At 61.2% G+C, this 23,046-nt stretch carries 24 protein-coding genes; 12 read left to right on the top strand and 12 right to left on the bottom strand.

Annotated elements, in window-relative coordinates:
* Positions 1-27 precede the first annotated feature (27 nt).
* The gene (locus tag WV31_RS19520) at positions 28-426 is read left to right on the top strand and encodes a septal ring lytic transglycosylase RlpA family protein (protein WP_168186006.1); all 399 of its coding nucleotides are present in this window, start codon (positions 28-30) and stop codon (positions 424-426) included.
* Between the two features lie 181 nt (positions 427-607).
* On the opposite strand, the gene WV31_RS19515 is transcribed toward WV31_RS19520, so the two are convergent.
* The 5 genes from WV31_RS19515 to WV31_RS19495 all read right to left on the bottom strand — a co-directional run bounded on the left by WV31_RS19515 (position 608) and on the right by WV31_RS19495 (position 5,335).
* Positions 608-1,072, bottom strand: coding sequence for a PepSY domain-containing protein (locus WV31_RS19515; RefSeq protein ID WP_085375100.1), 465 nt, complete (start codon positions 1,070-1,072; stop codon positions 608-610).
* A 90-nt stretch (positions 1,073-1,162) separates the two neighbouring features.
* Complete coding sequence (locus WV31_RS19510; protein WP_085375099.1) at positions 1,163-2,365, bottom strand: CaiB/BaiF CoA transferase family protein; 1,203 nt, start codon at positions 2,363-2,365, stop codon at positions 1,163-1,165.
* A 53-nt stretch (positions 2,366-2,418) separates the two neighbouring features.
* On the bottom strand, positions 2,419-3,327 hold the full coding sequence (locus tag WV31_RS19505) for a methyl-accepting chemotaxis protein (RefSeq protein ID WP_237051387.1): 909 nt from the start codon (positions 3,325-3,327) through the stop codon (positions 2,419-2,421).
* 26 nt (positions 3,328-3,353) lie between these two features.
* A complete protein-coding gene (locus tag WV31_RS19500; RefSeq protein ID WP_085375098.1) occupies positions 3,354-4,667 on the bottom strand; it encodes a hypothetical protein in 1,314 nt (437 codons plus the stop codon).
* A 188-nt stretch (positions 4,668-4,855) separates the two neighbouring features.
* Positions 4,856-5,335 (bottom strand): hypothetical protein, encoded by a 480-nt coding sequence (locus WV31_RS19495; protein ID WP_145980920.1) that lies wholly within the window; start codon positions 5,333-5,335, stop codon positions 4,856-4,858.
* A gap of 446 nt (positions 5,336-5,781) precedes the next feature.
* Here WV31_RS19495 and WV31_RS19490 point away from each other — a divergent pair, with 446 nt between their 5' ends.
* Positions 5,782-7,548: a hypothetical protein gene (locus WV31_RS19490; RefSeq protein WP_085375096.1), complete on the top strand. Its 1,767-nt coding sequence runs from the start codon at positions 5,782-5,784 to the stop codon at positions 7,546-7,548.
* A gap of 171 nt (positions 7,549-7,719) precedes the next feature.
* The gene (locus WV31_RS19485) at positions 7,720-8,505 is read left to right on the top strand and encodes a sigma-70 family RNA polymerase sigma factor (protein WP_168186005.1); all 786 of its coding nucleotides are present in this window, start codon (positions 7,720-7,722) and stop codon (positions 8,503-8,505) included.
* 21 nt (positions 8,506-8,526) lie between these two features.
* Here WV31_RS19485 and WV31_RS19480 read toward each other — a convergent pair whose 3' ends face one another.
* On the bottom strand, positions 8,527-9,345 hold the full coding sequence (locus tag WV31_RS19480; RefSeq protein WP_085375094.1) for a hypothetical protein: 819 nt from the start codon (positions 9,343-9,345) through the stop codon (positions 8,527-8,529).
* A gap of 49 nt (positions 9,346-9,394) precedes the next feature.
* On the bottom strand, positions 9,395-9,859 hold the full coding sequence (locus WV31_RS19475; RefSeq protein ID WP_145980919.1) for a topoisomerase DNA-binding C4 zinc finger domain-containing protein: 465 nt from the start codon (positions 9,857-9,859) through the stop codon (positions 9,395-9,397).
* 267 nt (positions 9,860-10,126) lie between these two features.
* Here WV31_RS19475 and WV31_RS19470 point away from each other — a divergent pair, with 267 nt between their 5' ends.
* From WV31_RS19470 to WV31_RS19445, 7 genes are all read left to right on the top strand, one after another.
* Positions 10,127-10,483, top strand: coding sequence for a hypothetical protein (locus WV31_RS19470; protein ID WP_145980918.1), 357 nt, complete (start codon positions 10,127-10,129; stop codon positions 10,481-10,483).
* A gap of 171 nt (positions 10,484-10,654) precedes the next feature.
* Positions 10,655-11,017, top strand: coding sequence for a hypothetical protein (locus WV31_RS19465; RefSeq protein ID WP_085375091.1), 363 nt, complete (start codon positions 10,655-10,657; stop codon positions 11,015-11,017).
* Between the two features lie 89 nt (positions 11,018-11,106).
* Positions 11,107-11,559: a hypothetical protein gene (locus WV31_RS19460; protein ID WP_085375090.1), complete on the top strand. Its 453-nt coding sequence runs from the start codon at positions 11,107-11,109 to the stop codon at positions 11,557-11,559.
* A 138-nt stretch (positions 11,560-11,697) separates the two neighbouring features.
* Entirely contained in the window at positions 11,698-11,841 is a 144-nt protein-coding gene (locus tag WV31_RS22240) for a hypothetical protein (protein ID WP_168186004.1), read from the top strand.
* Between the two features lie 10 nt (positions 11,842-11,851).
* Entirely contained in the window at positions 11,852-13,204 is a 1,353-nt protein-coding gene (locus tag WV31_RS19455) for an IS1380 family transposase (RefSeq protein ID WP_085375089.1), read from the top strand.
* A 40-nt stretch (positions 13,205-13,244) separates the two neighbouring features.
* Entirely contained in the window at positions 13,245-13,754 is a 510-nt protein-coding gene (locus WV31_RS19450; protein ID WP_335645100.1) for a response regulator, read from the top strand.
* Positions 13,755-13,778: 24 nt separating this feature from the next.
* Positions 13,779-14,168: a response regulator gene (locus WV31_RS19445; RefSeq protein ID WP_085375087.1), complete on the top strand. Its 390-nt coding sequence runs from the start codon at positions 13,779-13,781 to the stop codon at positions 14,166-14,168.
* Between the two features lie 297 nt (positions 14,169-14,465).
* Here the strand turns inward: WV31_RS19445 and WV31_RS19440 are convergent, their stop codons facing one another.
* The 5 genes from WV31_RS19440 to WV31_RS19420 all read right to left on the bottom strand — a co-directional run bounded on the left by WV31_RS19440 (position 14,466) and on the right by WV31_RS19420 (position 21,620).
* Positions 14,466-16,883 carry a chemotaxis protein CheB gene (locus WV31_RS19440; RefSeq protein ID WP_237051386.1) on the bottom strand — a complete coding sequence of 806 codons (2,418 nt, stop codon included), beginning with the start codon at positions 16,881-16,883 and terminating at the stop codon, positions 14,466-14,468.
* 462 nt (positions 16,884-17,345) lie between these two features.
* Positions 17,346-18,587: a hypothetical protein gene (locus WV31_RS21825; protein ID WP_145980917.1), complete on the bottom strand. Its 1,242-nt coding sequence runs from the start codon at positions 18,585-18,587 to the stop codon at positions 17,346-17,348.
* A 42-nt stretch (positions 18,588-18,629) separates the two neighbouring features.
* On the bottom strand, positions 18,630-19,280 hold the full coding sequence (locus tag WV31_RS19430; protein ID WP_168186002.1) for a protein phosphatase CheZ: 651 nt from the start codon (positions 19,278-19,280) through the stop codon (positions 18,630-18,632).
* A gap of 158 nt (positions 19,281-19,438) precedes the next feature.
* A complete protein-coding gene (locus WV31_RS22740) occupies positions 19,439-21,130 on the bottom strand; it encodes a methyl-accepting chemotaxis protein (protein WP_085375084.1) in 1,692 nt (563 codons plus the stop codon).
* Positions 21,105-21,620 carry a PAS domain-containing protein gene (locus WV31_RS19420; RefSeq protein WP_085375684.1) on the bottom strand — a complete coding sequence of 172 codons (516 nt, stop codon included), beginning with the start codon at positions 21,618-21,620 and terminating at the stop codon, positions 21,105-21,107. Before WV31_RS19420 ends, WV31_RS22740 begins: the two co-directional genes overlap by 26 nt.
* A gap of 133 nt (positions 21,621-21,753) precedes the next feature.
* Here WV31_RS19420 and WV31_RS19415 point away from each other — a divergent pair, with 133 nt between their 5' ends.
* Entirely contained in the window at positions 21,754-22,224 is a 471-nt protein-coding gene (locus WV31_RS19415; protein ID WP_085375083.1) for a bacteriohemerythrin, read from the top strand.
* A 259-nt stretch (positions 22,225-22,483) separates the two neighbouring features.
* Positions 22,484-22,879 (top strand): hypothetical protein, encoded by a 396-nt coding sequence (locus tag WV31_RS19410; protein ID WP_145980916.1) that lies wholly within the window; start codon positions 22,484-22,486, stop codon positions 22,877-22,879.
* The last annotated feature ends 167 nt before the right edge of the window (positions 22,880-23,046 follow it).

The following is a 23,046-nucleotide window of genomic DNA, read 5'->3' as shown; positions in this document are numbered from 1 at the left end:
ATGCAGGCAGGATGCAGGATTGAAACGATGAAGACGCTCAAGATCGCGGCGCTGGCCGCAATTGTGGTGTCGGCCGCGTCTCTTCCGGCCTCGGCTGAGATGGCTGGATCCGCGGGTCTGGGAGGCGAAAGCTATGGCATCGCGTCCTGGTACGGCCCCGGCTTCAAGGGCAACCGCACCGCCAGTGGCGAAAAATTCGACCCCAAGGCTTTGACCGCCGCCCATCCGACGCTGCCCTTCGGCACGCTGGTCGAGGTGTCCCGGCAGGACAAGAAGAAAAAGTCGGTGATCGTCATGGTCACCGATCGCGGCCCCTATGTGGCGGGCCGCTCCATCGACCTGTCGCGGGCGGCGGCCCGGCGGCTTCACATGAGCTACCAGGGCGCCGTTCCGGTCAGGATGCAGGTGGTGGGGCGGACGGAATAATGCGAAGCGCCGGGGCCCGTGCGGGTCCCGGCTTTTCCGTTCCGGCTTAGAGCGCGATGACATTAGATCGGCGCGCCCTCGCGCCGATCTAATGTCTGAATCGCCCTCTAACTTATTGATTAGAGGCTGATTCAGCTATTAGGTCGGATCGCCATGCGATTCGACCTAATAGCATCAGGCTCTAGCGATGGCTGGCCTTGGTCACCGTTCCGGTGGCCGGATCCACCTGGAAGTGGGCCTTGGCGCCGCTGTCGTCGCGGGCTTCGACCACGTAGCCGTCCTTCTTCCATTCCAGTTCCGACAGGTTCCAGTGGCCCTGCTCGGCGGCGGCCAGCATGGCCTTGACCGCGTCGGCGCCGACTTCCGGCGTGGAGGCGCCGTCGAGATGGGCGGATTCGGGCAGCAACTCGCCGGTCCGGGCGTTCACCGCGAAGGTGGCCAACTGGCCGGACGGCGCCCGCACGGTGGCGAGATAACGGTCCTTCTCGCGGTCGAGGGCCCGCAGGTCATGGCCGTCGGCCACCATCTGGTTGAGGATCACGGCGGGGGGCAGGGCATCGCCGGCCGGCTTGTCCTTGGCCTGGGCGGCCGAGCCCAGGGCGAGAGTGGCGATGGCGGCGGCGATCAGGGCGGTCTTGGTCAACATGGCGGTGTCTCCGGTTGGTGAGGCATTCAACTGAAGACAGTGTGCCCCACCCCACCCCAACCGGAGCTGAACCGCCGGTTCATGCGGCGTTCAGATAACGCCCTTGGCCTTCAGCGCGGCGATTTCAGCCTCGCTCAGCCCCAGCAGCCCACCATAGACCCGCCCGTTGCCCTCGCCCAGGCGGGGGCCGAGGGTTTCGATGCGGCCGGGCGTGGCCGACAGCTTGGGCACCACGCCGGGCACCACCACGCCGCCCAGGACGGCATCGGCCACGTTCTGAAGATTGCCGCGCGCCTGGAATTGCGGGTCCTCGAAGATGTCGGCGATGGTGTTCAAGGGTGCGGCCGGAACTTCGAATTCCAGGCACAGCTCCATCACCGTCTGGCGCGGGCGGGTGGCGGTCCAGTGGCCGACCAGGGCGTCCACGTCGGCGCGTTCGGCCAGGCGGTGGCGCAGCAATCCCCACTTGGCGGCATCGGCCAGTTCCGGGCGTTCCATGGCCTCGCACAGGCGGGCGAACATGCGGTCGGTGGTGCAGGCCAGCGCCACCCACTTGCCGTCGCCGCAGCGGAAGTGGCCGTGGGGGCAGGCGTTGACCGTGCCGGCGCCTTCGCGCTCGCGCACCTTGCCGAACATGGCGTAGGCCGGCGCGATCTCGTCCAGCGCCCTAAAGACGGATTCATAGAGGGCGAGGTCGATGACCTGGCCCTCGCCGGTGGCGTCGCGGTGACGCAGCGCCAGCAGCACCCCGATGGCGCCGTAAAGGCCGCTCATGTAATCGGCCAGCGAGGTGGAGCCCGGCGTTACCGGCACGTCGCCCGGCATGCCGGCCAGATAGGACAGGCCGCCGAAGGCGTGGGCGATGCGGGCGAAGCCGGGCCGGTCCTTATAGGGGCCGGTCTGGCCGTAGCCCGAGATGCGTAGAAGGATCAGGCCGGGATTGGCCTTGTGCAGTTCCTCCCAGCCCAGGCCCCACTTTTCCAAAGTGCCGGGGCGGAAATTCTCGGCGATGACGTCGGCCTTGGCCGCCAGCTTCAGGAACAGCGCGCGGCCCTCGGGCTTGCGCAGGTCCAGGGTGACGGAATCCTTGTTGCGCGCTTCCGACAGCCACATCAGCGAATCGCCGTCGCGTTCCGTGATGGAGCCGAAGCGGCGGAAGGTGTCGCCGCCTTCGGGCTGCTCGACCTTGATCACCTCGGCGCCGAACTCGCCCAGGATGGCGGCGGCGTAGGGCGCGGCGATGAAGGTGGCGGCGTCGAGGACGCAGATGCCGTCCAGGGGGCGTTTGGCCATGGTGTCTCGCTGGCAATGGAGCCGACTTGATACCATGGCCGATCTTTGCCGATCTACACCGCCTTGACGCTGGAGAGGAAGGTCTCCACGTGCTTGCCCAGGCTGGTGCCGGATTCCTCCAGCACTTCGGCCACCTTGTACATGTTCGACGCCATCTCGCCGGTCAGATGGGCGGCGGACGACACTTCCGAGATGTTGCTGGTCACCTCGTGATTGCCGTTGGCGGCTTCCTGGACGTTGCGCACGATCTCCTGGGTGGCGGCGTTCTGTTCTTCCACCGCGGCGGCGATGGAGGACACCACCTCGTCCACCCGTGAGATGGCGGCGCCCACCGTCTTGATGGCGGTGACGGCGCTTTGGGTGGTGGCCTGGATGCCGCCGATCTGTTCGGCGATCTCGCTGGTGGCCTTGGCGGTCTGGGTGGCCAGGTGCTTGACCTCGTTGGCGACCACGGCAAAGCCCTTGCCCGCCTCGCCGGCGCGGGCCGCCTCGATGGTGGCGTTCAAGGCCAGCAGGTTGGTCTGGGCGGCGATGTCGTTGATCAGGCTGACGATCTCGCCGATCTTCTGGGCGGCGGACGACAGGCCTTCCACCGTGGAATCGGCGGTCTGCACCCCATCCACCGCTTCCTGGGTGATGCGGGTGGTGTCCTGGACCCGGCGGCTGATCTCGTGGGTCGAGGCGCCCAGTTCCTCGGCCGCCGAGGCGACCGTCTGGATGTTGGCGGTGGCCTCCTCGGCGGCGGCGGCGACGGCGGCGCTCTGGCGCGAGGTCTGCTCGGCGGCGGCGTGCAGGCTGGTGGAGGTGGAGTGGACGCTTTGGACCGTGCTGTCCACCTTGGCGATCACCCGGCGGATCATTACGTCGAAATCGGCGGTGAGCAGCTCGCGCTTACGGCCCCTGGCCACTTCACGCTCCTGCTCGGCGCGGGCCTCGGCTTCCAGGCGCTCGGCCTGGATCAACCGTTACGACTTTCCGCTCAACCGGATTAGCCGGCATAGCCCTGATCGGTGGCCGTGTCCCATGCGCCGATTCCCGAAAGCCAATCCGCCTTGCGGAGCGGCACCAGGGCGCGATCCAGGTAGGTTGTCGGATAGTCCGCCGCGAGGACGCGGCCATCGACGCGGACCACCGACCAGACATGGACGATGTTGTCGTGCTGGCCCCGTCCGTGTCCGCCTTCCATGATGGCATTGTCCTCGTCCGGAATGCCGATGAGCTTCCACATGAGCCAGCGGGCCACCGAATAGTCCCGGCAGTCCCCGCCGCCGCGCTCGAACAAGGCGACCGGGCCGGGGGTGTATTCCGAAAGCCACGCCTTCGGAACCGACTTCAGGGGAGAGCAGTCGGCCTTGAGCCCCGGATCGTGGATGCAGTATTTCCCCGCGCTGTTGATGTAGGACGAGGCTGTGCGGACGGCGCCTTCCCTATCCCCCGCAGCGAGCTTGGCCTTCGCCTCGGCGACGGTCGCATCCCATCCAGCCGGACGCTGATCCATGGCCTGCAGCCGGATCCACGCGCGCTGCATCCCTCCCGTCAGTCCGTCCGGAATCCAGTGGACCACCGGCTCCTTCGGATGCTTCCCCGTCGGATTGGCGCGCCAGGCATCGAGCCATTCGCGCTCGGCGGCGATCAGGGCCTCGTCCGCGACGCGCTCGACAGGCGCGGCACGCGACAGGACGCAGAAGGGGTTCGCCGTCGTGGCCTTGCGGTATTCCCCGGAGGGGATGCGGGCACCGGTATAGGGCACGGTCTCCATCGGGGTCCGGCAGCGGAAGAAATCCTCCTCGGCCTTGGCCTCCAGACGGGCCGCGCGCTCCTTCGGCGACATCCTCTGGAACTCCTGGGCCTGGCGCCGCGCCTCGGCCCTTTCCTCCTCCGCCTTCTTCTTGGCCGCCGCCCTCTCCTCTTCGGCCTTCTGCTTCGCGGCGGCCCTCTCCTCCTCGCGCTTCCTCTTGGCGGCTGCCTTGGGGTCCTCGGGAACGGCAGGCGCAGCGACATAGGGCGTTTCGGCCGGGGTTTCCATGCGGGTTGGGGCAGGAGCCGGCGCAGCGACCGGAAGCGGTTCCTGCGGCGCAGGCGCCGGAATGATGGCCGGAGCAGCGATGGCGGTGGAGACGAGGCTGAAGGAGGCCATGCCGTCGGCGATGGAAGCCGGGGCGATCAGAACCTCCGATGCGATGGCGACGGGCGAGGCCGGGACAACGGACTCCGTGCGGGCCGTCCAGACGTCGAGGGCTGTGAGAAGGGCGAGGGCTGCCACCGCCGAAGCGGCGGACGAAGGACGGGGAATATCGGCCACGATCCGCTCCTGGGCTTCACGAAGCTGCCGAAGGAACCGCTCCTCCGTGCGATGCTTCGGATAAGCAGGAAGTTGGGGCCGGGCAATATAGTTCCGGACGTGCGAAATGCCCGCGAATGGAAGCCATCACGCGCAAAAGGAAAGGGCCTGCATGAGCAGGCCCCGATCCTCCATCCGGGAAGGAAGGCTCAGCGGCCGCCGCCGTACCACACGGGGCCGGGCTGCGCCGGATACCGCACCTGCTGGACCGCCTGGTAGGCCTTGGGAGGAAGAACCTGGCTCGCGGCGGGCATGGCCGGCTTCAGGGCGTTCCATGCGTTCATGGCCGTGGCGATGGTCGCAGCGGGAAGCATGTTCGCCGTCCGGGTCGCCGAGGCCCCGCAGGCGCCTGCCGTGGAGGCGGAAGGAGCGAAGGGGACTCCGATGGCCTGCCCCGCCATGGCCATCTCATCGCCGAGGCAATCGCTGGCGGTGCCCGCGACGGAGAACAGGATGGAGGGGAGATAGGCCTTCGCCGAGGTTCCGATGGAGCCCAGCACAGCCATGAAGGTCCTGGCGGTGTTCGCGGACTGGCCGCGTGCAGCGAGGTGCGAGTCCCACATCTGGGAGACGGCGAGGGCGCTTCCTACCATGACCAGGAAGGAGACGGTGACGAAGAGGGCTTTCATCCCCCGGAAGATCCGGTCGAACCAGTCCAAGGTCCAAGCCCAAGCGAATGCGGTACCCATCTGATCCTCCGTCCTCTCGTCCCTGCTCACCTCCGGATGCCGCCTGTTGAACCGACCATGCCTTCGAGGCGTTTTCGCCTTCTAGTGTACACATGGGTCCCGAAGACTCCCTCGTCAAGGGCTTGTGGGTCGTTTTCAGAAGCCTACTACGCACCCTATAAGCCATTGATCCGTATTGCGTATTCCGTCCATTTAACGCCCTTGTCGCCGCCTCGTCCTCCGTCGCGGTGGTGTCGTTTCCAAAGACGCACAAGGGCCGAAGATGAACGAAATGCTTCCATCGGTCGATTTTTCGGCCCTTCGGCCCTTCACCCGGCCAGATCGCTCTATATCAGCTACAAGGCCTCGCGCAGGCCATGGAACGAGCGGTCGGACCGGAGGAAGCCATGCATACGATCGACGCCTACCTGAAGAGCCAGGAGACCGCGCCGGTGACCAAGGAGGAGCGCATCGCGGCCGCCTCGGAGCTTCAGCGCCTGCGCCATGAGCTTGCGACGCGCCTCCTGTCCATCCCCGCCGCCCACCCGCAGGTGGATCGCTGGGCCGCGACGGTCGGAGCGAACGAATCGGGCTTCAGCGTCCCCCGGAAACTCGGCATCAAGGACTTCCGCCTGATGTTCCCCGAGCTGATCGGCATCCTCGCGGAAATGCGTGGCTCCGACGCCAAGCTGCGCCGGAAGGCGCGCCGCGCCCTGGACGGCATGATGGGGAAGCGCTTCATCATCGATTCCGCCCGGCTCCGGCAGATCATCGACCGCCTCTCCGACGCCGAGGACCGCTACCTCGCGGAAGAGGCCCGCATCCGCGCCATCTTCGGCTGGCGTGAGGAGACGCCCGGCTATTCCGAGCGCGTGCTGGCCAAGCACCCCCAGGATGCGCGCCAGGCCGATTTCCTCGGCCTCTCCGCCGCCCTGTCGAACCTGCGGACCATCCGCGCCGAGATCGGCCTGCCGCTGGCCAGCCTCCGGGAGGCCCGGCTCGCCGCCGAAGCCCTCATGGAGGAGTTCCTGCGCAAGCGCGAGCGCTTCTGGACCAGCAACGCGCGGGCCCTGGCCAAGACCATCCGGGACAAGGCGAAGGCCTGCGGGATGACGAAGCTCGAGATCCACAAGCATTTCGACGACCTGTTCCATGCCGTGATGTCCGACTGCCTGCCGGTGCTCGATCGCTACGACCCGGCCGCCGGCAGCGTCTCCACCTTCCTGGCCCGCTTCATCCTCGGCTCCGTCCGCGTCTGGCTCCACGAGCACAGGAACGCCGCCTACATCCCCGAGAAGGACGGCAAGATGATCCTGAAGATCCGCCGCGAGCTGGCTCGTTCGGCGGCCCTCGAGGAGCCACGTCCGACGGATCTCGAACTGGCGGCGGCCATCGGCCTCTACGACCCCGATTCCGCGAAGGGAGCCACCCCCGACGAGCGCGCCAAGGATCTGGCCCGCAAGGAGAAGGAGGCCCGGGGCCGCATCACGGCCATGCTGCGCGCCTTGGAGTTCACGGCCTCGCTCGATGCGCCGACGATGAACGACGACGAGGGATCCGCGACGCTGGGCGATACGCTCGCCTCCGAGGACGAGGACGCCTTCGACAAGGTGAGCGACCCGGAATTCACCGCAAGGTTCCGCGCCGTCATCCAGCGGGTGCTCCCGCCCCAGCTCCGCCGCGTCCTCGAACGCGCCCGCGGACTGAACGGCGAGGCCTGGACCCGGAAGGAAATCGCCGCCGCCGAGGACGAATACAACGGCTCTCCGGTCACCGAGGAGACCGTGGGCGCCATCCTCGCGGCCGCCAAGAAGCGCCTGCTGCGCGACAGCGAGTTCCAGGCGATGGGCAACGAGGTGAGGCATCGCCGCGACGAGCGCCACGACGAGCCCGAGATGGAACGGCCTGCGGCCGCCTTCCGCTGGTGCCTCCTGTTCGAGAAGGACGAGGCGATCCCCGACGGCTTCGACCTCGGAAGCCAGGCTCCCTTCTACGACTGGGAATCCCCCGCCTGGCCGCATGACGACGGCGACGACGACTGGATCGCCGGCGAGCCGGCCAGCGAGGTGATCGTCATCCGGCGCCGCAAGGTCCATGCCGATGCCGTCATCCGCCCATCCGCCGCCGCGATCTCCAGGGCGCTCGAAGGGCTCTCCCGCGCAACCGCCGCTTGATCCACCCGGGATCCGATTCCCGCCATTTCCGGACCGGCGGCGAGGCGGCGGCGAGGCGGAGCCGATTCCTCAATCGGAACAACGAGTTGCAATGCCTCGCGGCGGCGAAACGGCGGCGAGGCGGCGGAGAACCACCCGATTCGCCGGATGAGAAGGAAGGGAGAAGCACCGATGGCATCCTCATCACGCGAAGCCCTGGAAGCCCGCACCAACGAAGAGCTCGCCCTGCTTTGGCAGCGCGAGCGCCAGCCGGCGGCGAGGGAAATCCTCATCGGGCGCTTCGAAGGCTACGCGAAGGGGCACGCGGTGAAGCGGCGCTACCTCGCCACGGTGGACGATGTCCGCCAGGAGGTCCGCATGGCCGTGATCGATGCCATCGACGCCTACGACCCAGCGCGCGGAGGAAGCCTCGCGACGGTGGTGGACTACAAGCGCAAGGAGCGCCTCACGGCGATGATCACCCAGCGCACCCTCCTGTCCGGCATCGATGCCAAGGTCATCCAGGTCCACGCCTCCTGCATGCGGAAGGGGATGGACAGCGAGCAGGCGGTGCTGGCCACGGCGGCGAAGCGCAGGCGCAAGCCCGATCGGGTGCGCATGGCGGTGGAGCGCAATGTCCCCGTCGCCGGCTTCGATGACCTGCAGCAGGACCCCGCATCCGAGGATCCCGTCGCCGCCATCATGGAACGGATCGAGAGGAAGGAGCTCCGCCCCATGATCGCCGCCGCGCTCGCCGGGCTACCGGAACGCGACCGCCGCATCCTGCTGGCCTGCGATGTCGGGCGCGACGATCGGACGGCCTCCTACCAGCAGGTCGCCGATGCCGAAGGCATCAGCCGCGAACGCGTACGCCAGCTCCTCCACCGCGCCCGAGGAAGGCTGCGCGACGCGCTGGTCCGAATGGATTCCGAACTGGCCCTCAGGGCCGAGGATCACAGGCGCCGCACAGCGGCCTGATGCCCGGGAGGGCGCCGGCGATCAGAGAAGACGAAAAGGAAGCAGCGGCTCCTCGTCGCGTTCCCTGCACCAGGCGAGCAGCTTCCCGGCGTCCCGGACGAGATCCGGCCGCGCATCGAGCGCCGCCTGGGCCTCGGCCTCGGCATCCAGGGTCTCATGCGCCGACGGCTCGCCGTTGTGGAAGGTCGCGGCCCGCTCCGCCGCGAAGGCCAGTCCGCTCTTGTCGAACTCGACCACCCGCCCGGTGTCGAACCCGAGCTCCTTCATGACCTCGCCCATGATGCGGCTTCCCTCCGTCAGGAGGCGGACATGGAACCAATCGGAGGATGATGCGCAATCCTCCCCGCCGAGGACGAACGCGCTGGTCCCGTAGGGACGCACGCGCAGCCCGGCCGATTCGCCCTCCACCTCGAAATCCGCGAAGCCCAGCAGCCGGAATGCCGCCTCCAGGGCACGTCCGCGTGCCTGCTGGCCCTCCGGGGAGGCCGGCGTCGGCGGGGTCAGGGGAGGAAATCCCGCCTCCATACCCTCCATCGCCGCCGCGATCAGGAAGGCGATGGCCTCCTCGTCGCCGAGATCCGGGAACCGAGGATGGTCCCAGGCGATGCCGGTGAATGGCGCGAGACGGATCGTCCTCGGATGCTCGCGCAGCTCGGCCCGGCCCTTCTCCGCCACCAGCAGATCCGCGACGGAGATCTCCACCTCCACCTCGACATCGACGGTGCCGAACGCCCGCAGGCGTCCCGAGATCCCGCGGACCATGGGCATGGACGGATCACGCACATCGACGAGATCGATCTCGGTCGATGTCCTGCGGCTGATCCGTGCGGTTCCGGCCATGATGCATCCTCCTTCACGGGAGAAGATGGGGGCGGCCGGTTCCGGTCGATCAGGGGAATTTCCGCGTGTATCGGCAGCCAGCGGGCTTGTATCCGCTGCAGCCGATGAAGGGCCGCCCATCGCGGGCGTCCAGCCGCAGCAGCGGCGAGCCGCATTCCGGGCACTTGTCCCTCCGCGATCGGCGCTCAAGGTGCGACACCCGGTCCCGGACGCGCGACATCACGGATTCGACCGTGCCGGAGCGATTGACCCGATCCCCGGAGAAGACCAGCTGATCGCTCGGCCCGTGGAGCAGCGCGACCCGGATCGCGTCCTCCCCCGCCGAGCGGGATTCCCCGTTCCCCCACTCGATGCCCGAGAGGATGACGACGAAGAGCTCCTGGGGGTCGCGAAGATCCCCGGGGAAGGGGCGCATGAAGACGATCTCGTTGGAGCCGGGGCGACGGAACGCGCCGAAGCCCTTCGGCAGCCCGTCCCGGAACTGCACGGCCGAAATCTGGACGAACGAAGCCATGAACCCTCCTGCCGGTGCGAAGGCGGGACGCGATGCCTCCGCCATCCAGAGCCGCATCTCGACCACGGCGCCAAGCCGACATGGGCGCTCCCGCCGAGGCGTCAACCTCGGCCCGCAGGAAAAGCAGGAAGGGAAAGGGCTCCGCGGAACACGGAGCCAGGGAATCGAACCGCAAGCGGTTCGGAAGGCAAGGCGGACCACTCGGGTCGCTGTCTGGGAGAAGCGACCCCGATGGGTTCCGCGAAATCAAGGCAGGAGATGAAGACCATGAGCACCACCTCGACCACCGCCACCCAGCCCAAGGCCTACAACATCGCCGGCGTCATCGGCCCGATCGTCCTGGGCGTCGATCGCAAGGACCGCGAATACGGCACCTTCACCATCACCCGCTCGAACGGCAAGACCATGAAGTGCATCGCCTTCGCCGAGCATATCGAGAAGGTCAAGGAAGCCGCGCACATCGTCCAGGACGGCGAGATCCGGCTGTTCGGCGTGTTCAACCGCCGCCAGTTCAAGGGCTCCGACGGCAAGGACCGCACGGCCCTGAGCTTCCGTGTCCTGTGGGCCGGCGCGCCGAAGGCCAAGTCCAAGGAAGCCGATGAAGGGGCTTCGCTGGACTTCTAGCCAGGCCGAAACGCCCGGGCAGAAAGAGACCAAGAGACCGATGGCTCCGCGGAACACGGAGCCGAAAGAACCCGAACCGGAACCCCGGAAAGGGAAATCACGGAACGCCACGGGTCGCTTCCTGGGAGGAGCGACCCCGATGGGTCCCGAACATCGCAAGGAATCAAGCACATGACCACCACCGCTTCGACCGCCGCCGCCACCGCCGCCAAGACCTACAACCTGACCGGCACCGTCGCCGATGTCTCTTTGGGGACCGACCGCAAAGGCCGCCCCTACGCCAATTTCTCCCTGCTGCGCACCAACGGCAAGACCGTCAAGTGCATGGTCTTCGCCGCGCACATCGACAAGGTGAAGGAAGCCGTCGAGCAGGCCCAGGGCGGCAATGTGAAGCTGTTCGGCCGGTTCGACCGCCGCCAGTTCACCGGCTCCGACGGCAAGGAGCACACCGCGATGCGCTTCCATGCCCTGTGGGCCGGCCAGCCCAAGGCCAAGGGCCAGGAGCAGGAGCCGGAGCAGCAGGCCGCCGCCTAGGCCTCCCAGCGCCGCCAGGACGACCCGCCGGGGCCTCGCGCTCCGGCGGGCCTGTCCCCTGTGAACCGCCGCCTTCGAGGAGACCCGCCATGGGCTCGTACGGAAAGAGCGCGAACCCCAACCTCACCTGGGTGAACTGGGGCAAGGTCCAGTCGCAGATCGACGCGGCCAAGGGCGTCCAGCACCCGAAGGGCCCGCACCGCATGAGCCCGGGACTCACCTACACCATCGCCGGCACGATCGCCGATCCCCGGCCCACGACGCTGCGCGACGGGCGCCCGATGGTCCGCTTCACGCTCCGGCGCAAGGAGATGGCCATCGAAGCGCTGCCGCTGGAATGCGTCGCCTTCGGGCGGGCAGCGGAAAGGCTGGCCGACTTCGTCCGCGAGAACGGCATCGAGAACCCGGTCTGCCTGATCGGCCAATACCAGCTCCGTGGCGAGGACTACTCGTTCCGGGTCATGCAATCCCGTCTGCCGACCCTGGGCCTCGCGCTCAGCAACGCCGTGAGGTTCCCCCAGGGATTCCGGCACTGCTCGTAGGGAAAAAGGACAGGAAGGCCCGCCTGCGGCCCGGCGGCGCTTCGGACGAGCGCCGCCGGCGCAGGAAATGAAGGAAGAGGCATCGCCTCGGATCCGACAGGTCGCAATCCACCAACGATGCTCCACAAGGAGAAGATCATGCAGCAGCAGAACGACATGCCGCTTGAGAAGCGGTACCCGCTCGTCGGCACCATTAGCCCCGGATTTCCCAGATGGCGCTGCGATTACGTGACGGCGGCTGCCAAATCTGATATAGAAATCAAGGCGGTACGGACGATCTGAGGGGCTRTTTATGGAGATGGCGGCGGGTGAAACGGAATCTGGCGATCTGCGGGTCGCTTTTGACCGCCGCCTCAAGCTGGAGTTCCACGGCTCGAAGGTGACATCGGACGCCGGGCTGCTCGCCTTCCGGGAACTGGACGACGCCCTAGGCCTGACCGAGATGGCCGGACAGGTTCTGGCCGACATCAGGACCGGCAAGAACAACCGTCACACCCTGACGGCGCAGTTTCGGCAATCGGTGTTCGGCCGCCTCGCCGGGTACGAGGATGTCAACGATGCCGACCGCCTCGGCCATGATCCGGCGATGCGCTGGATCGTCGGCGGCAGGGCTGTGACCAAGGAGGCCGCGTCCACCAGCCAGATGGGGCGGTTCGAGACCGGGGTGCTGACCGGCAAGCCGAACCTCGCTGCTCTGACTGACTTGTCAGGGAAATGGATCGACGCGGTTCATGCCCGCCGTCCCACCAACGTCGTGGTGCTGGACATGGACAGCAGCGTCAGCCCGACCCATGGTGAGCAGGAAGGCACCGCCTACAACGGCCATTTCGGCTGCACCTGCTACCATCCGCTGTTCGTGTTCAACCAGTTTGGCGACCTTGAACGCAGCGCCCTTCGATCCGGCAACGTCCACAGCGCCGATGACTGGCGCTCGGTGCTGGAACCTGTGGTGACGCGGTATCGTGACAAGACCAAGCGGCGGTTCTTCCGGGGCGATGCGGCTTTCGCCTTGCCCGACCTGTACGACTATTTGGAGGCCGAGGGCTACAAGTACACCATCCGCCTCAAGGCCAACACGGTCCTTCAGAGCCACATCGCCCACCTGCTCAAGCGCCCGGTCGGTCGTCCTCCGAAATACGTCCAGCGGTTCTACGCCAGCTTCAGCTATCAGGCCAAGTCATGGAGCCGGAAGCGCCGCGTGGTCGCCAAGGTCGAATGGCATCCCGGCGAACTGTATCCACGGGTCGGCTTCATTGTCACCAACCTGACCCGACCCGCAGCCCGCGTGACCGCCTTCTACAACCAGCGTGGCACGGCGGAGCAGTACATCAAGGAGGGCAAGAACGCGGTGAAGTGGACCCGGCTGTCTTGCCGGACGATGAAGGCCAACGCGGTGCGGCTTCAGCTTCACGCCCTGGCCTACAACCTCTCCAACTTCCTGCGCACCCTGGCCCTGCCGGAAGAGTTGGAAAGCTGGTCGCTCACCACCATCCGCGAAAAGGTGGTGAAGATCGGAGCCAAGGTCATCGGCCACGCCCGCTACGCCGTCTTCCAGATGGCCGAGGTAGCGGTGCCGCGAGACCTGTTCCGCCGTATCCTCGACATGATCGACGATCTTCGACCGCGAGAGCCAGCGCCATGTTGATAGCTGGGAGCGTCGGCAAGAGGCGGATGACAGGCGAAGTGTGCCCGCGCCATCGCAAAACAAGCTGGGATCACGCCAGCGGAGCCGACCCTGGCGGTCGAGGTGGCGATTTTGCTGCTGCGGCGGCTATCGCCGCGCCATTCCGCCTTCCGGTTGGGCCGGAATTTGGCTATTCTGGCGTCAATCAGGGGTGGATGGATCGCCCATATGGGAAATGTCGGTTCATATGACGCTGCATAGCCTCGGTGCGAAGGAAATCGTCGAGGTGGCAAACGGGGCCGAGGCTCTTGCCGCACTTCAAGCCGGCGGGTTCGACATTGTCATCATGGACTGGAAGATGGAGGTCATGGACGGCATGGAATGCACCCGCCGGATTCGCGCCGGAATCGAGGGCATCGACGCCAAGATTCCCATTATTCTCCTGACCAGCATGGCGGGGAAGGACGCCGAAGAGGCCGCTTATGCGGTAGGCGCCAATCTCTATATGGAAAAGCCGTTCTCCCTGAAGCAGATCCATACTGGGGTTAGGAAGGTTCTTGGCCACCTTTGATCGCCGAGGAAAGGATCGCGATACATGTATATCGACAAGAACATCGATATTCTTATTGTCGATGACAATAAATCAATCAGGATGATATTAAAAAATATTCTTAGAATGCTTGGCTTCAAGAATAGCTATGAGGCAGAGGATGGCTCCATGGCATTTCAGATGATGAAAGCCTACAGTTATGGACTTGTGCTTTCCGATTGGAATATGGAGCCGATAACGGGTCTTCAACTCCTGAAGGAAATAAGGTCGAATGTGCAATTGCAGAAAACGCCGTTCATCATGATAACGGCAGAATCCGGTATTTCCAATTTGAAGGCCGCAAAGGCCGCTGGCGTTACCGATTATATCGTCAAGCCATTCGATGCGAAGATCGTTGGAAATAAGATCATCAGTGCCATCAAGCGGTCACAGTAACGACGATACGATAACTATATAAAACAACGATACCATCACAGCAATTATAGATAAGCTGCCTATCCTGGAAAGATCCCATCAAAATTCTCTGATTATCGCCATTGGAACGGCCGAGAAACAGGACATCCGACATCGGGAGGGGGCATGATCGAAGCGATGGTCGGAAACAATACTTGGGCGAGGGGTGCCGAGAACGAAAGCATATCAGGCATCGGCGAGGCCTCTGCATCCAACGAATTCGCATATCCTGGCGGCCTCCCCGGGCCTATGCAACGGGCGTTTGCTTCTGAGACACCGTTACGACTTTCCGCTCAACCGGATTAGCCGGCATAGCCCTGATCGGTGGCCGTGTCCCATGCGCCGATTCCCGAAAGCCAATCCGCCTTGCGGAGCGGCACCAGGGCGCGATCCAGGATCGATGTTGTCGAGGAAGGCTGGTAGCTTGAGGCGTCCTATATGCATTCCGCTTGCTGAGAGTGGCAAGTCATAGGTCTTAACTGCAGCACCATTGGCCCTCTTCAGGAAAAGCTCAGGGTCAAACACCATAATAGGAAAATCAATTGTGTTATAAACACCCTCAAAATCGCTATTAATCGCAGCAAGCTCGGCTGACTTTATCAGACTTTCCTCATTGACACTTACCAGCTCTTCGTTGGTGGCCTGAAGCTCCTCATTGGAAGCCTCAAGCTCTTCATTGGATGCCTGCAACTCCTCATTAGATGCCTGCACTTCTTCATTAAGCGCCTGCATTTCCTCATTGGAGGCAGCCATTTCCTCCATCAAAGTTTGGAGGTGCTCTCGTGTCGATGCCAACTCATCGTCGGGGAAAACTTCAGCACCGTCTTGTGGCTCAGTTTCCTTGACGGCGTTAGCGGCATCGGCTTGTGCAGAACGTTCAAAAACTACCAAAAAAGTGTCTGCTTCAGCCAGTTCTCCCACGGGATGAACCGCCAACCGCCATACCTGTTTGTCCAAAGACGAAATCCGTCGCTTCCGACTATAGGAACTAGCCTGACGACGACGAGCGCGATGCATCGTGGTCAGGATTTCATTGGAAAACTCTGGCACTATTAATTGAGCGAGATTCATTTCCGGCGTTCCCGTCGGAAAATGGATAAACCGAGAAACCGGTCCGTGGCTATGCAATATCCGGCAACCTGAATCAATCAGCATTGCCGGTCCAAAATGGTCTGCAAGGGCATTCAGAAAAAGCCGCTCATTCGATCTGTCCGGATTTCTCGGCTCATGTTTTGGAACCTTTAGCTGTCCCCTTACCAGCTTTCCCATGGTGATGGGACGGCTCTGTCCCCGTGGACGGAAGATTCTGGCCCGCCGATCCACTGACGCAAACATGGCCTCCTGCTGGGTAACCGTTTCAGAGCGCCCAAGAAACAGTAGGCCATCTTCGCGAAGCGAATAGCGCAGAATCGATAAAACCTTGGCTTGGAGATCAGAGTTGAAATAGATCATCACGTTGCGGCAGGTGACCAAATCCAGCCGCAGGAATGGCGGATCAACATTGACGTCCTGCCGTGCAAAGGTGACGCAGTCCCGAAGTTCCTTGGTCGGTTCAAATCCGTTGCCACAGGGAATAAAATACTTCGAAACATATTCTTGGGGCATTTCCGCCATGGCGGTCTGGTTATAGATACCCCGCCGAGCGACGCTCATTGCGTTGTTGTCGATGTCTGTCGCAAAAACCTGGAGACGGCTTCCAATGCCTCTCTCGGAAACTAATTCCGAAAACATGATTGCCAGCGAATAGGCTTCCTCGCCAGTGGCGCACCCGACCACCCAAACTCGGATTTCTTCACCAGGAAGTTTACGGCTCACAATCTCTCGGGCGTGCCTCTCCAAGGCGCGAAAGGCATCCTTGTCCCGAAAAAACTCTGTTACGGAAATCAACGTCTCTTTGGCCAGAGCATCGAGCTCGTCGGGATCGCTATCCGTCTTGCTCAAATATTCAGAGAGGGTTCCGGTATTGGTAGCAGCCATCCTTCGCTGTAAACGTCTCTGGACCGTGGACAGTTTGTAGCTGGAAAAGTCAATCTTAGTGCGCAGTCGAACGCGCTCAAACAGGTCTGATAGCTCAGCGGGCCGCTGTTCACCACTCTCAAGATTCGGCAGCATGCCTGGGAAGCGCACCAAACGCTCTAACTCGCGCCCAATCTGGTCTGGTGATACAATACGATCAGCCACACAGGCATCGATAGCCGAACGCGGCATGCCATCATATTTGGCGGTCTCGGGGATTTGGACAAAGGTAATCCCCCCCGCCGACTTGATTGCCCTCAACCCCCTCGTGCCATCTGATCCGGTGCCAGAAAGGATTATTCCAATGGCGCGCTCCTCAAATTCGTCGGCCATGGACTGAAAAAGTATATTGATCGAGGGCTTTGGAGAGATTTCAGGAGACGCCTGGCTGAGGACGAAACACTCGTCCTTGAAAACCAAATTTGTACCGGGCGGGATGATATATATGACGTCCGGTTGGGGGCGTTCGCCATCGGCGAGTTCACGAACCGGCAGTCGGGTTTCACGAGACAGAATGTCCGCCATCATGCTGCGATGCGTTGGCGACATGTGCTGGGCGATGACGTAAATGCAGCCAAGGTCCAGGGGCATCCCCCCTACAAACTGGCTAAGGGCCTCCAATCCTCCGGCAGAGGCCCCAATTCCAATCACATGCGGCTTGCTGTCAACTTTTACATCCATGCAACTCAGCCTCTTACCGCAACAAATTCGCGTTTGATTTAAGATTCACCCCATAACCCAGCAAAACAATTTATGTAGCATCTTCTAATTTTTTAAACTTACAGACAACAAAGCATCAATATCCGACAAAATAACTTATATTTACCGACCCCTACAATCGCATATGTACATGAAAATATATATTCCATCAAGATTCTGCGATGCTCGAAATTGGGGAGTGTCATAGAAAGTGCCTTTTGTCAGGAGCCGAACACCCGGGAAACAGCGGCCCCAGGCGCTTCTCATCGCGGGCTTCCATCTGACGACGGCGGGGACACGGAGAGGTCATACCGGAAACTAAGTTGAGTTACCCAGGCACTGCGCAGGCACTGCGCTTGACCTCTGTACATCCCGACCCGAGAATTCCAATCAAAATTAGGACACCCATTTCCCGCATGACCGCCCCATCAGAATGCCGACGATTTATCGGTTGGCGATTATTGCCGCTTTGGCCGCCTCCTCGCGGGCGCGACGAAGATTTGACTCAAGCAGCTTGACCTCGGCAACCCCATCCTGATTGAGAAACCGCATCAAATAAGGAACCCGCTCCTCTCGATCCGCATGGTTCCGGCCCTTGTTGTGGGTGAACTTTTCAAGGAACGCGACATCGATATTCGGGAAAGCAAAATAGGCAAGCATGACAAGAAACTCTCCGGCTCGATCTGACAGGCGGTCGAATACCTCAAGCAGAGAGTCACGCAAAGCTCCCTCACGCGCCTTGTCTTGGTACGAGCGCCGGTCCATCTCCTGCTCGTAAATTTGCCTCACCTTGACCCAGCTTCGCTCTAGAACCAGGGGGTCATATTCAAAAAGGAGAGAGCGAAATAGATCGAGTTCGCGGTTGCGCACGGTCGGCAAGTCGTAGAGGTCAGATTCCAGCAATGGCCGAAGTGCCTGTAGCTCTTTGGAAGCGACTAGGACTTCCTTGGTTTCATTGCCGACCTGCTTGGTAACCTTCCGCTGGTATAGGGCTTCCCAGGCTCCATTCCAGCTCTGCCGTATGCGCTCCGCACTATTGGGATCGTTTTCGATAAAAGACCAAAGATCGACTGCTGTTGATGTCTCTGGGTTCCATTTCCACGATGAGCCGACAATGGTGACTGTGCGGCTTTTCATCATTGCGGGAACAATATGCGCACGGACCACTGCTTCTAACTTCTCGGAAAAGTCCGGGGAGAGAGCAAAAGATGGTTTCAAAGTGCGCACGCACTCTGGGTTTCGGCGATGAAAGAAAGACAAAATTGATCGAGGACGCCAGCACATCGCGTCAGAAAAAATGTCCTCGAAGGATTTGCGAGGTGGATAACTCGGGGCCTCAATCACATTAATGGCTGTGGCCTCAACGACGCCCTCTAGGGTTGACGACCGAGCAAGCAGCATTTTGTGTTTCTCGGCGACAGCACGAAGTGTTTCCATGCTGAATTGGCGCAAAATAAGAAGCTTTTCTGGTGTGGTCGCGTTGTTTCCGCTTGCGTAATGCGTAAAGAACAGGCGGATCATCTCGTGCAAAGGCGCTTTGTGTTCGCGGCGAGGTAACCATGTCTCAACCACGCGATCCAAAGCAGCACGCAATTCAGCAGCATCGTTAGCAGCTTCGAGTTCTTCAACATGGGTTGAAAACGGCGATTGGCTGTTTTCACTATGCACGGCACCATCAACCGACATTCCTGTATCCTCTTGCCCCACCGGCAACCATGCCTTTAAACGCTATCCGAACATCGCGTCGATGTCGTTCTGACTAATTCCGATGCCATCGAGTTGTGGGCCATTAAGAAGCCGGGCGTCACCTTCACGAAGGTCTTCCTTTGGCGAAGAGATGTCATTAGCGGCGGCCTCTTCACCCCAGATGGCGATCATAGCGTTAACGCGCTGCTCGACATATTTGAGGGTATTGACCACCTTGGTGATTCTCTGGCCTGTGATGTCTTGGAAATTGCAGGCTTCCAATATCGCCGTCATTTTTTCCGAAATGTCGTTGAGGATACCGCCTGCATAGGCGTTGGATACGTGGGAACGTAGTTCCTGCGCCATGGTATCCACGGCCTCGACCGAATCGAGAATGGACTGGGTGGCGTCCTCCGTCGCGGCAACCACTGCATCCAATTCGTTAGCGACGATGGTTATGTGATCATCGCTGCCCGCAGGCCCCGAAGGCCGGATCGCGGCAATCTCTAGCTTGGTTTCTGCAATGCATTTCGCGAGGCCGTGTAATTCTGCCTTGAGAAGAACCACCGCCCCATCGTCACCGCTATCAGTGACAGGCTCCCCGACAAGAAGATTTGTCGCCACGCTAGGTTGCTTGAGAGCCGCGACTTCGATGCGAAGCGATGAAATTTCACCCCGCATGTCGGTGATCATTGCAACCAAGGTATCTAGCGTTGCCTCAGACTTCGCCTTTGCTCTCCGCTCGTGCATTTGGCGCTCAGCCGAATACATGGGCCGCGAAATGGCTGGCAGATGAGGAGGAACCATCTGAGACCCTCTTAGAAACTGTCGAATTTATCCGGAAGTCTGCTTCAGAACCTTCCTGTGCCCCCACCGCTTATCTGGGCAGGTTCGTTAATCAAACGGTCGAGACACGCAATCACGCGTTCGGAAGCGCCCCCAACCTCGCCTATGAGACGGATGGCTTCATCCGCATTTCCGCCATTGAACGCCTTTACCACGGACATGCCTGTCTGATGGACATCCCGGTGACAGCCTTCTAATTCAATGAAGGCGGGGTGATGCCGGAAAGGCATCGAACCTGGGCCGAAATACCATTTCCCAAGCCGACAGGTTTGTTCACTGGAAAGCTCTTCCGCCTTCAGCGTGATCTTACCGATGACCATATCGACAAGACGTTTTTTCCAGATAACATGATCAGCCTTGGCGATTGTGACGATCTTGTTGGGAATCTCTTGATCATTAAGCAGGGTCAATAGCGAGCCGATCTCGGCCTCAACGCCTGAAAGAGCGTTTGTGCTTTTTTCGATGGCTTGAGCGTTCTGTTCCCCCAGATGGGCTACCTTCTGGATGCCGCTAGATATTTCATTCGCCGCAGCGGCTTGCTGAGACAGGATATGAGATACCTCGGCCATACGCTCGGTCGTGTTGCTGACGAGTTCGCTGATCTCGCCCATACGGCGATCCATGGTCTCCATCGAATGGCGACCTGTGGCAATTGCTTCCGTGCCTTGGCCCATCGTGGTGACGATCCCTGCCATTTCCTGGCGAAGGGTGTTGATGCGCTCCCCAATGTCGAGAGTAGCCCGTGCCGTCTGATTGGCGAGGTTCTTGACCTCATTCGCTACGACAGCAAACCCCTTTCCAGCTTCACCAGCTCTGGCCGCCTCAATGGTCGCGTTCAAGGCGAGAAGGTTGGTCTGGGCCGCAATATCCTCAATGGAAGACAAGATGTCCCCAATGGCTTCTGACGCCTTAGCCAAATCGGCAACCTTATGGGCGGCTTCGCGAACAACGGCTTCAATTGTGGAAAATTCTAGCATGGCTTCCGAAACGACTTGCCGCCCAGCCTCGGTAACCGAGTGGGCTTCCATGGACAGCCCTGCAACACCTTCACTTTGGTGGCTGATCTCCTGGATGCTGGATACCAATTCCTCAGTTGCCGCAGCCATGCCCTGCGCCTCATCACGGGCGCTGTGAATGCCGGTGATTATGCTGGCGTTGGCAATGGCACCCTCGTTGATGGTCATCGAGATTGACACTGCGTCTTTGAGCATGCGGCTGGTGAACATTCCCAGCTTCGCATTGCTTTCGCCCATGACACCCAGGGTCTTGTTCACGTCATGGGAGTAGCGAATGAACTCCCCTCGCAGCCCCTTACCAACGATATTGCGGTAAAAGCGGCCTTCGGCGGCGGCGTGCATTGCCGCATCCGCCTCTTTCGCAAATGCCTCGGTCTGATCCAACAAGCGATTTATATTGCGAAGCAGCTCGCCGATAGTGCCATGGCCACGGATGCCTAACACCCGAACCCTGAGACGACCTTCAGCGGCTTGGCTCAGCACCGCAACACCTTTGCCCAGGCTGGCATTGGTCCGTCGTAGCCACATCACCGCCAGCACCAACATCACGGATGCGGCCAGCACCAAGGCAGTAAGGCCGGAGGCTCCTCTTGCCATGTCCCAAGCCGTCACGATCACCATCAGCACCAATGCAATGACGACTGCTGCCAGCGCCTTAGAGGCTGAAGACAAACTGCTCATAGCTCACTCCCTTTTCAGCGAGAATGGACAGCAGCAGATTGGTCGCCGCATCAATCCCAGCCTTTCGGTCGGTATGCCGCCCTTCTTCTTCCAAAAGGCGGGCATACAACGGCTCAATGACGTTGATGGCTTTGCGATCTGGAGATCGACGATTGGAGTGGTAGCCCACCATGTCGCCATTGTCGTCAAGATCGACCGTCACATGAGCGTAGACCCAGTAATAGTCGCCGTTTTTGCAGCGATTGACCACGTAGGCAAACAGTTCTCTGCCCTGGGAAATGGTGTCCCAAAGAAGCTTGAACACGCATCGGGGCATAGCCGGATGCCGGATCATGTTATGTGGTTTTCCGATCAACTCGGCTTCCGCGTATCCTGAGATGCGAATAAAAACGTCGTTGCAATAGGTCATTCGCCCCTGAAGGTCCGTCTTGCTGACGATGATCTCATTGTCACGGAAGCTGCGCTCACTTCCGCGAATGCCGCTGGCCATGCTGATAGCCTCCCTTGACAGGCCCCTGCTATGGGCGTTTGTTACTTTGGTCATATCACGTACGGGTGGATTGTCACAACCTATCGGCTCGGACGGACATGACCTGTGTCAAAAATCCACGGTAGGTGGGCCTATGGGTGCCGAGACCGTTCAAAGCGCGATTCCTGATTGGACCCCTGAAATGTCCGTGGGCAATGACACGCTGGACTCCGACCACAAGGCATTTTTTGACATTGCTCGGCTGCTTTACGATTCGCTTGCAGCGAAGCAGGACCAGGGAATGATCATCACCAGCACTCTCATGATCCTAGAAGAATATGTAGATGGGCATTTCCTTCGCGAGGAAAAGGCGCTGAAGGCGGTCGGCTATACGCAACTCGCGGAACATCACCACAAACACCGCAAGTTTCAAGCCAGGGTGAGGGCGATTTCCGAAACCTATCAAAGTGGGACTAAGTCAGCGGCGGACGACCTTCCCAACCTCGTCATCCAATGGCTCACTCACCACATTCTCAATGAGGACATGCAATACAAACGGTGGATTCGAGATTCCGCCGTTGATTCTCGCCCTCTCGCCTTTCTGGCCATGGAAGCTGCAGGATAGTGCTCCTAGAAAGAAGCCGAGGTGAAGGCTCTGCTCGACAAGTAGCGCATCACCATCATGGTGCTGATCGAGCAGGCTTTGATCGACTTCATGTTTCCCTTGCCCCGTCAGATTCCTCGCCCCCCGCTCCTGATGGTTGGCAGCGCATTGTGTTCAAAGTGGACCAGACCATGAATGAGGCTGTGCAGTGTTCGACCTATTGACCCGTTGATCAGCAGGTCTATTATACTTTCGATTGAAATTCTGCGGACACAATGCCATGCGTCTACGTTGGCAGGACACGATGAACCTTGGCGTGCCAGAGATAGATGCCGCTCACCGACACCTGTTTCACCTGCTCGATGCTGTTGCGGCTGCTGTTGAAGCCCGGCTGTTGGAGGCTGCACAAATTTCAGCGAGTGAATTTCTGGAGGCTGCGTTGCAGCACCTCGCCAGTGAAGAAAGCTTGTTCGACCGTGTGGCTGATTTCCACGATTCATTCCGCCACATGAACACCCACAATGAAGCTCGCCGGACATTTATGCGGCTTCATTCTGCGATCTGCGACAATGCAGACCTGAGTGAAGCTCGGACTATTCTGGACGGGTTGATTCCCGACATGATCATCCGGCTGCACCAAGAGGACACGACCTTGGCTTCTGCGTTGAAAAATTGATTTGTGATCGCCGGGCGATCCACGATACAGCGGAATGAATGCAGGTAGGCTGGTCAGGGGAACATGGCGATATTCGGACGGAAAATTCCACCCATCCAGGTTGGCGACCGGTTCATGAAATCTAACGACCAGACCAGGAAGGTGTGGGAAGTGTCCCGCCTTTGGAC

Source organism: Magnetospirillum sp. ME-1 (assembly GCF_002105535.1).
In the GTDB taxonomy this organism is placed as follows: domain Bacteria; phylum Pseudomonadota; class Alphaproteobacteria; order Rhodospirillales; family Magnetospirillaceae; genus Phaeospirillum.
Note: the sequence above shows the minus strand (reverse complement) of the source record. Positions and strands in the feature narration are given on the sequence as shown.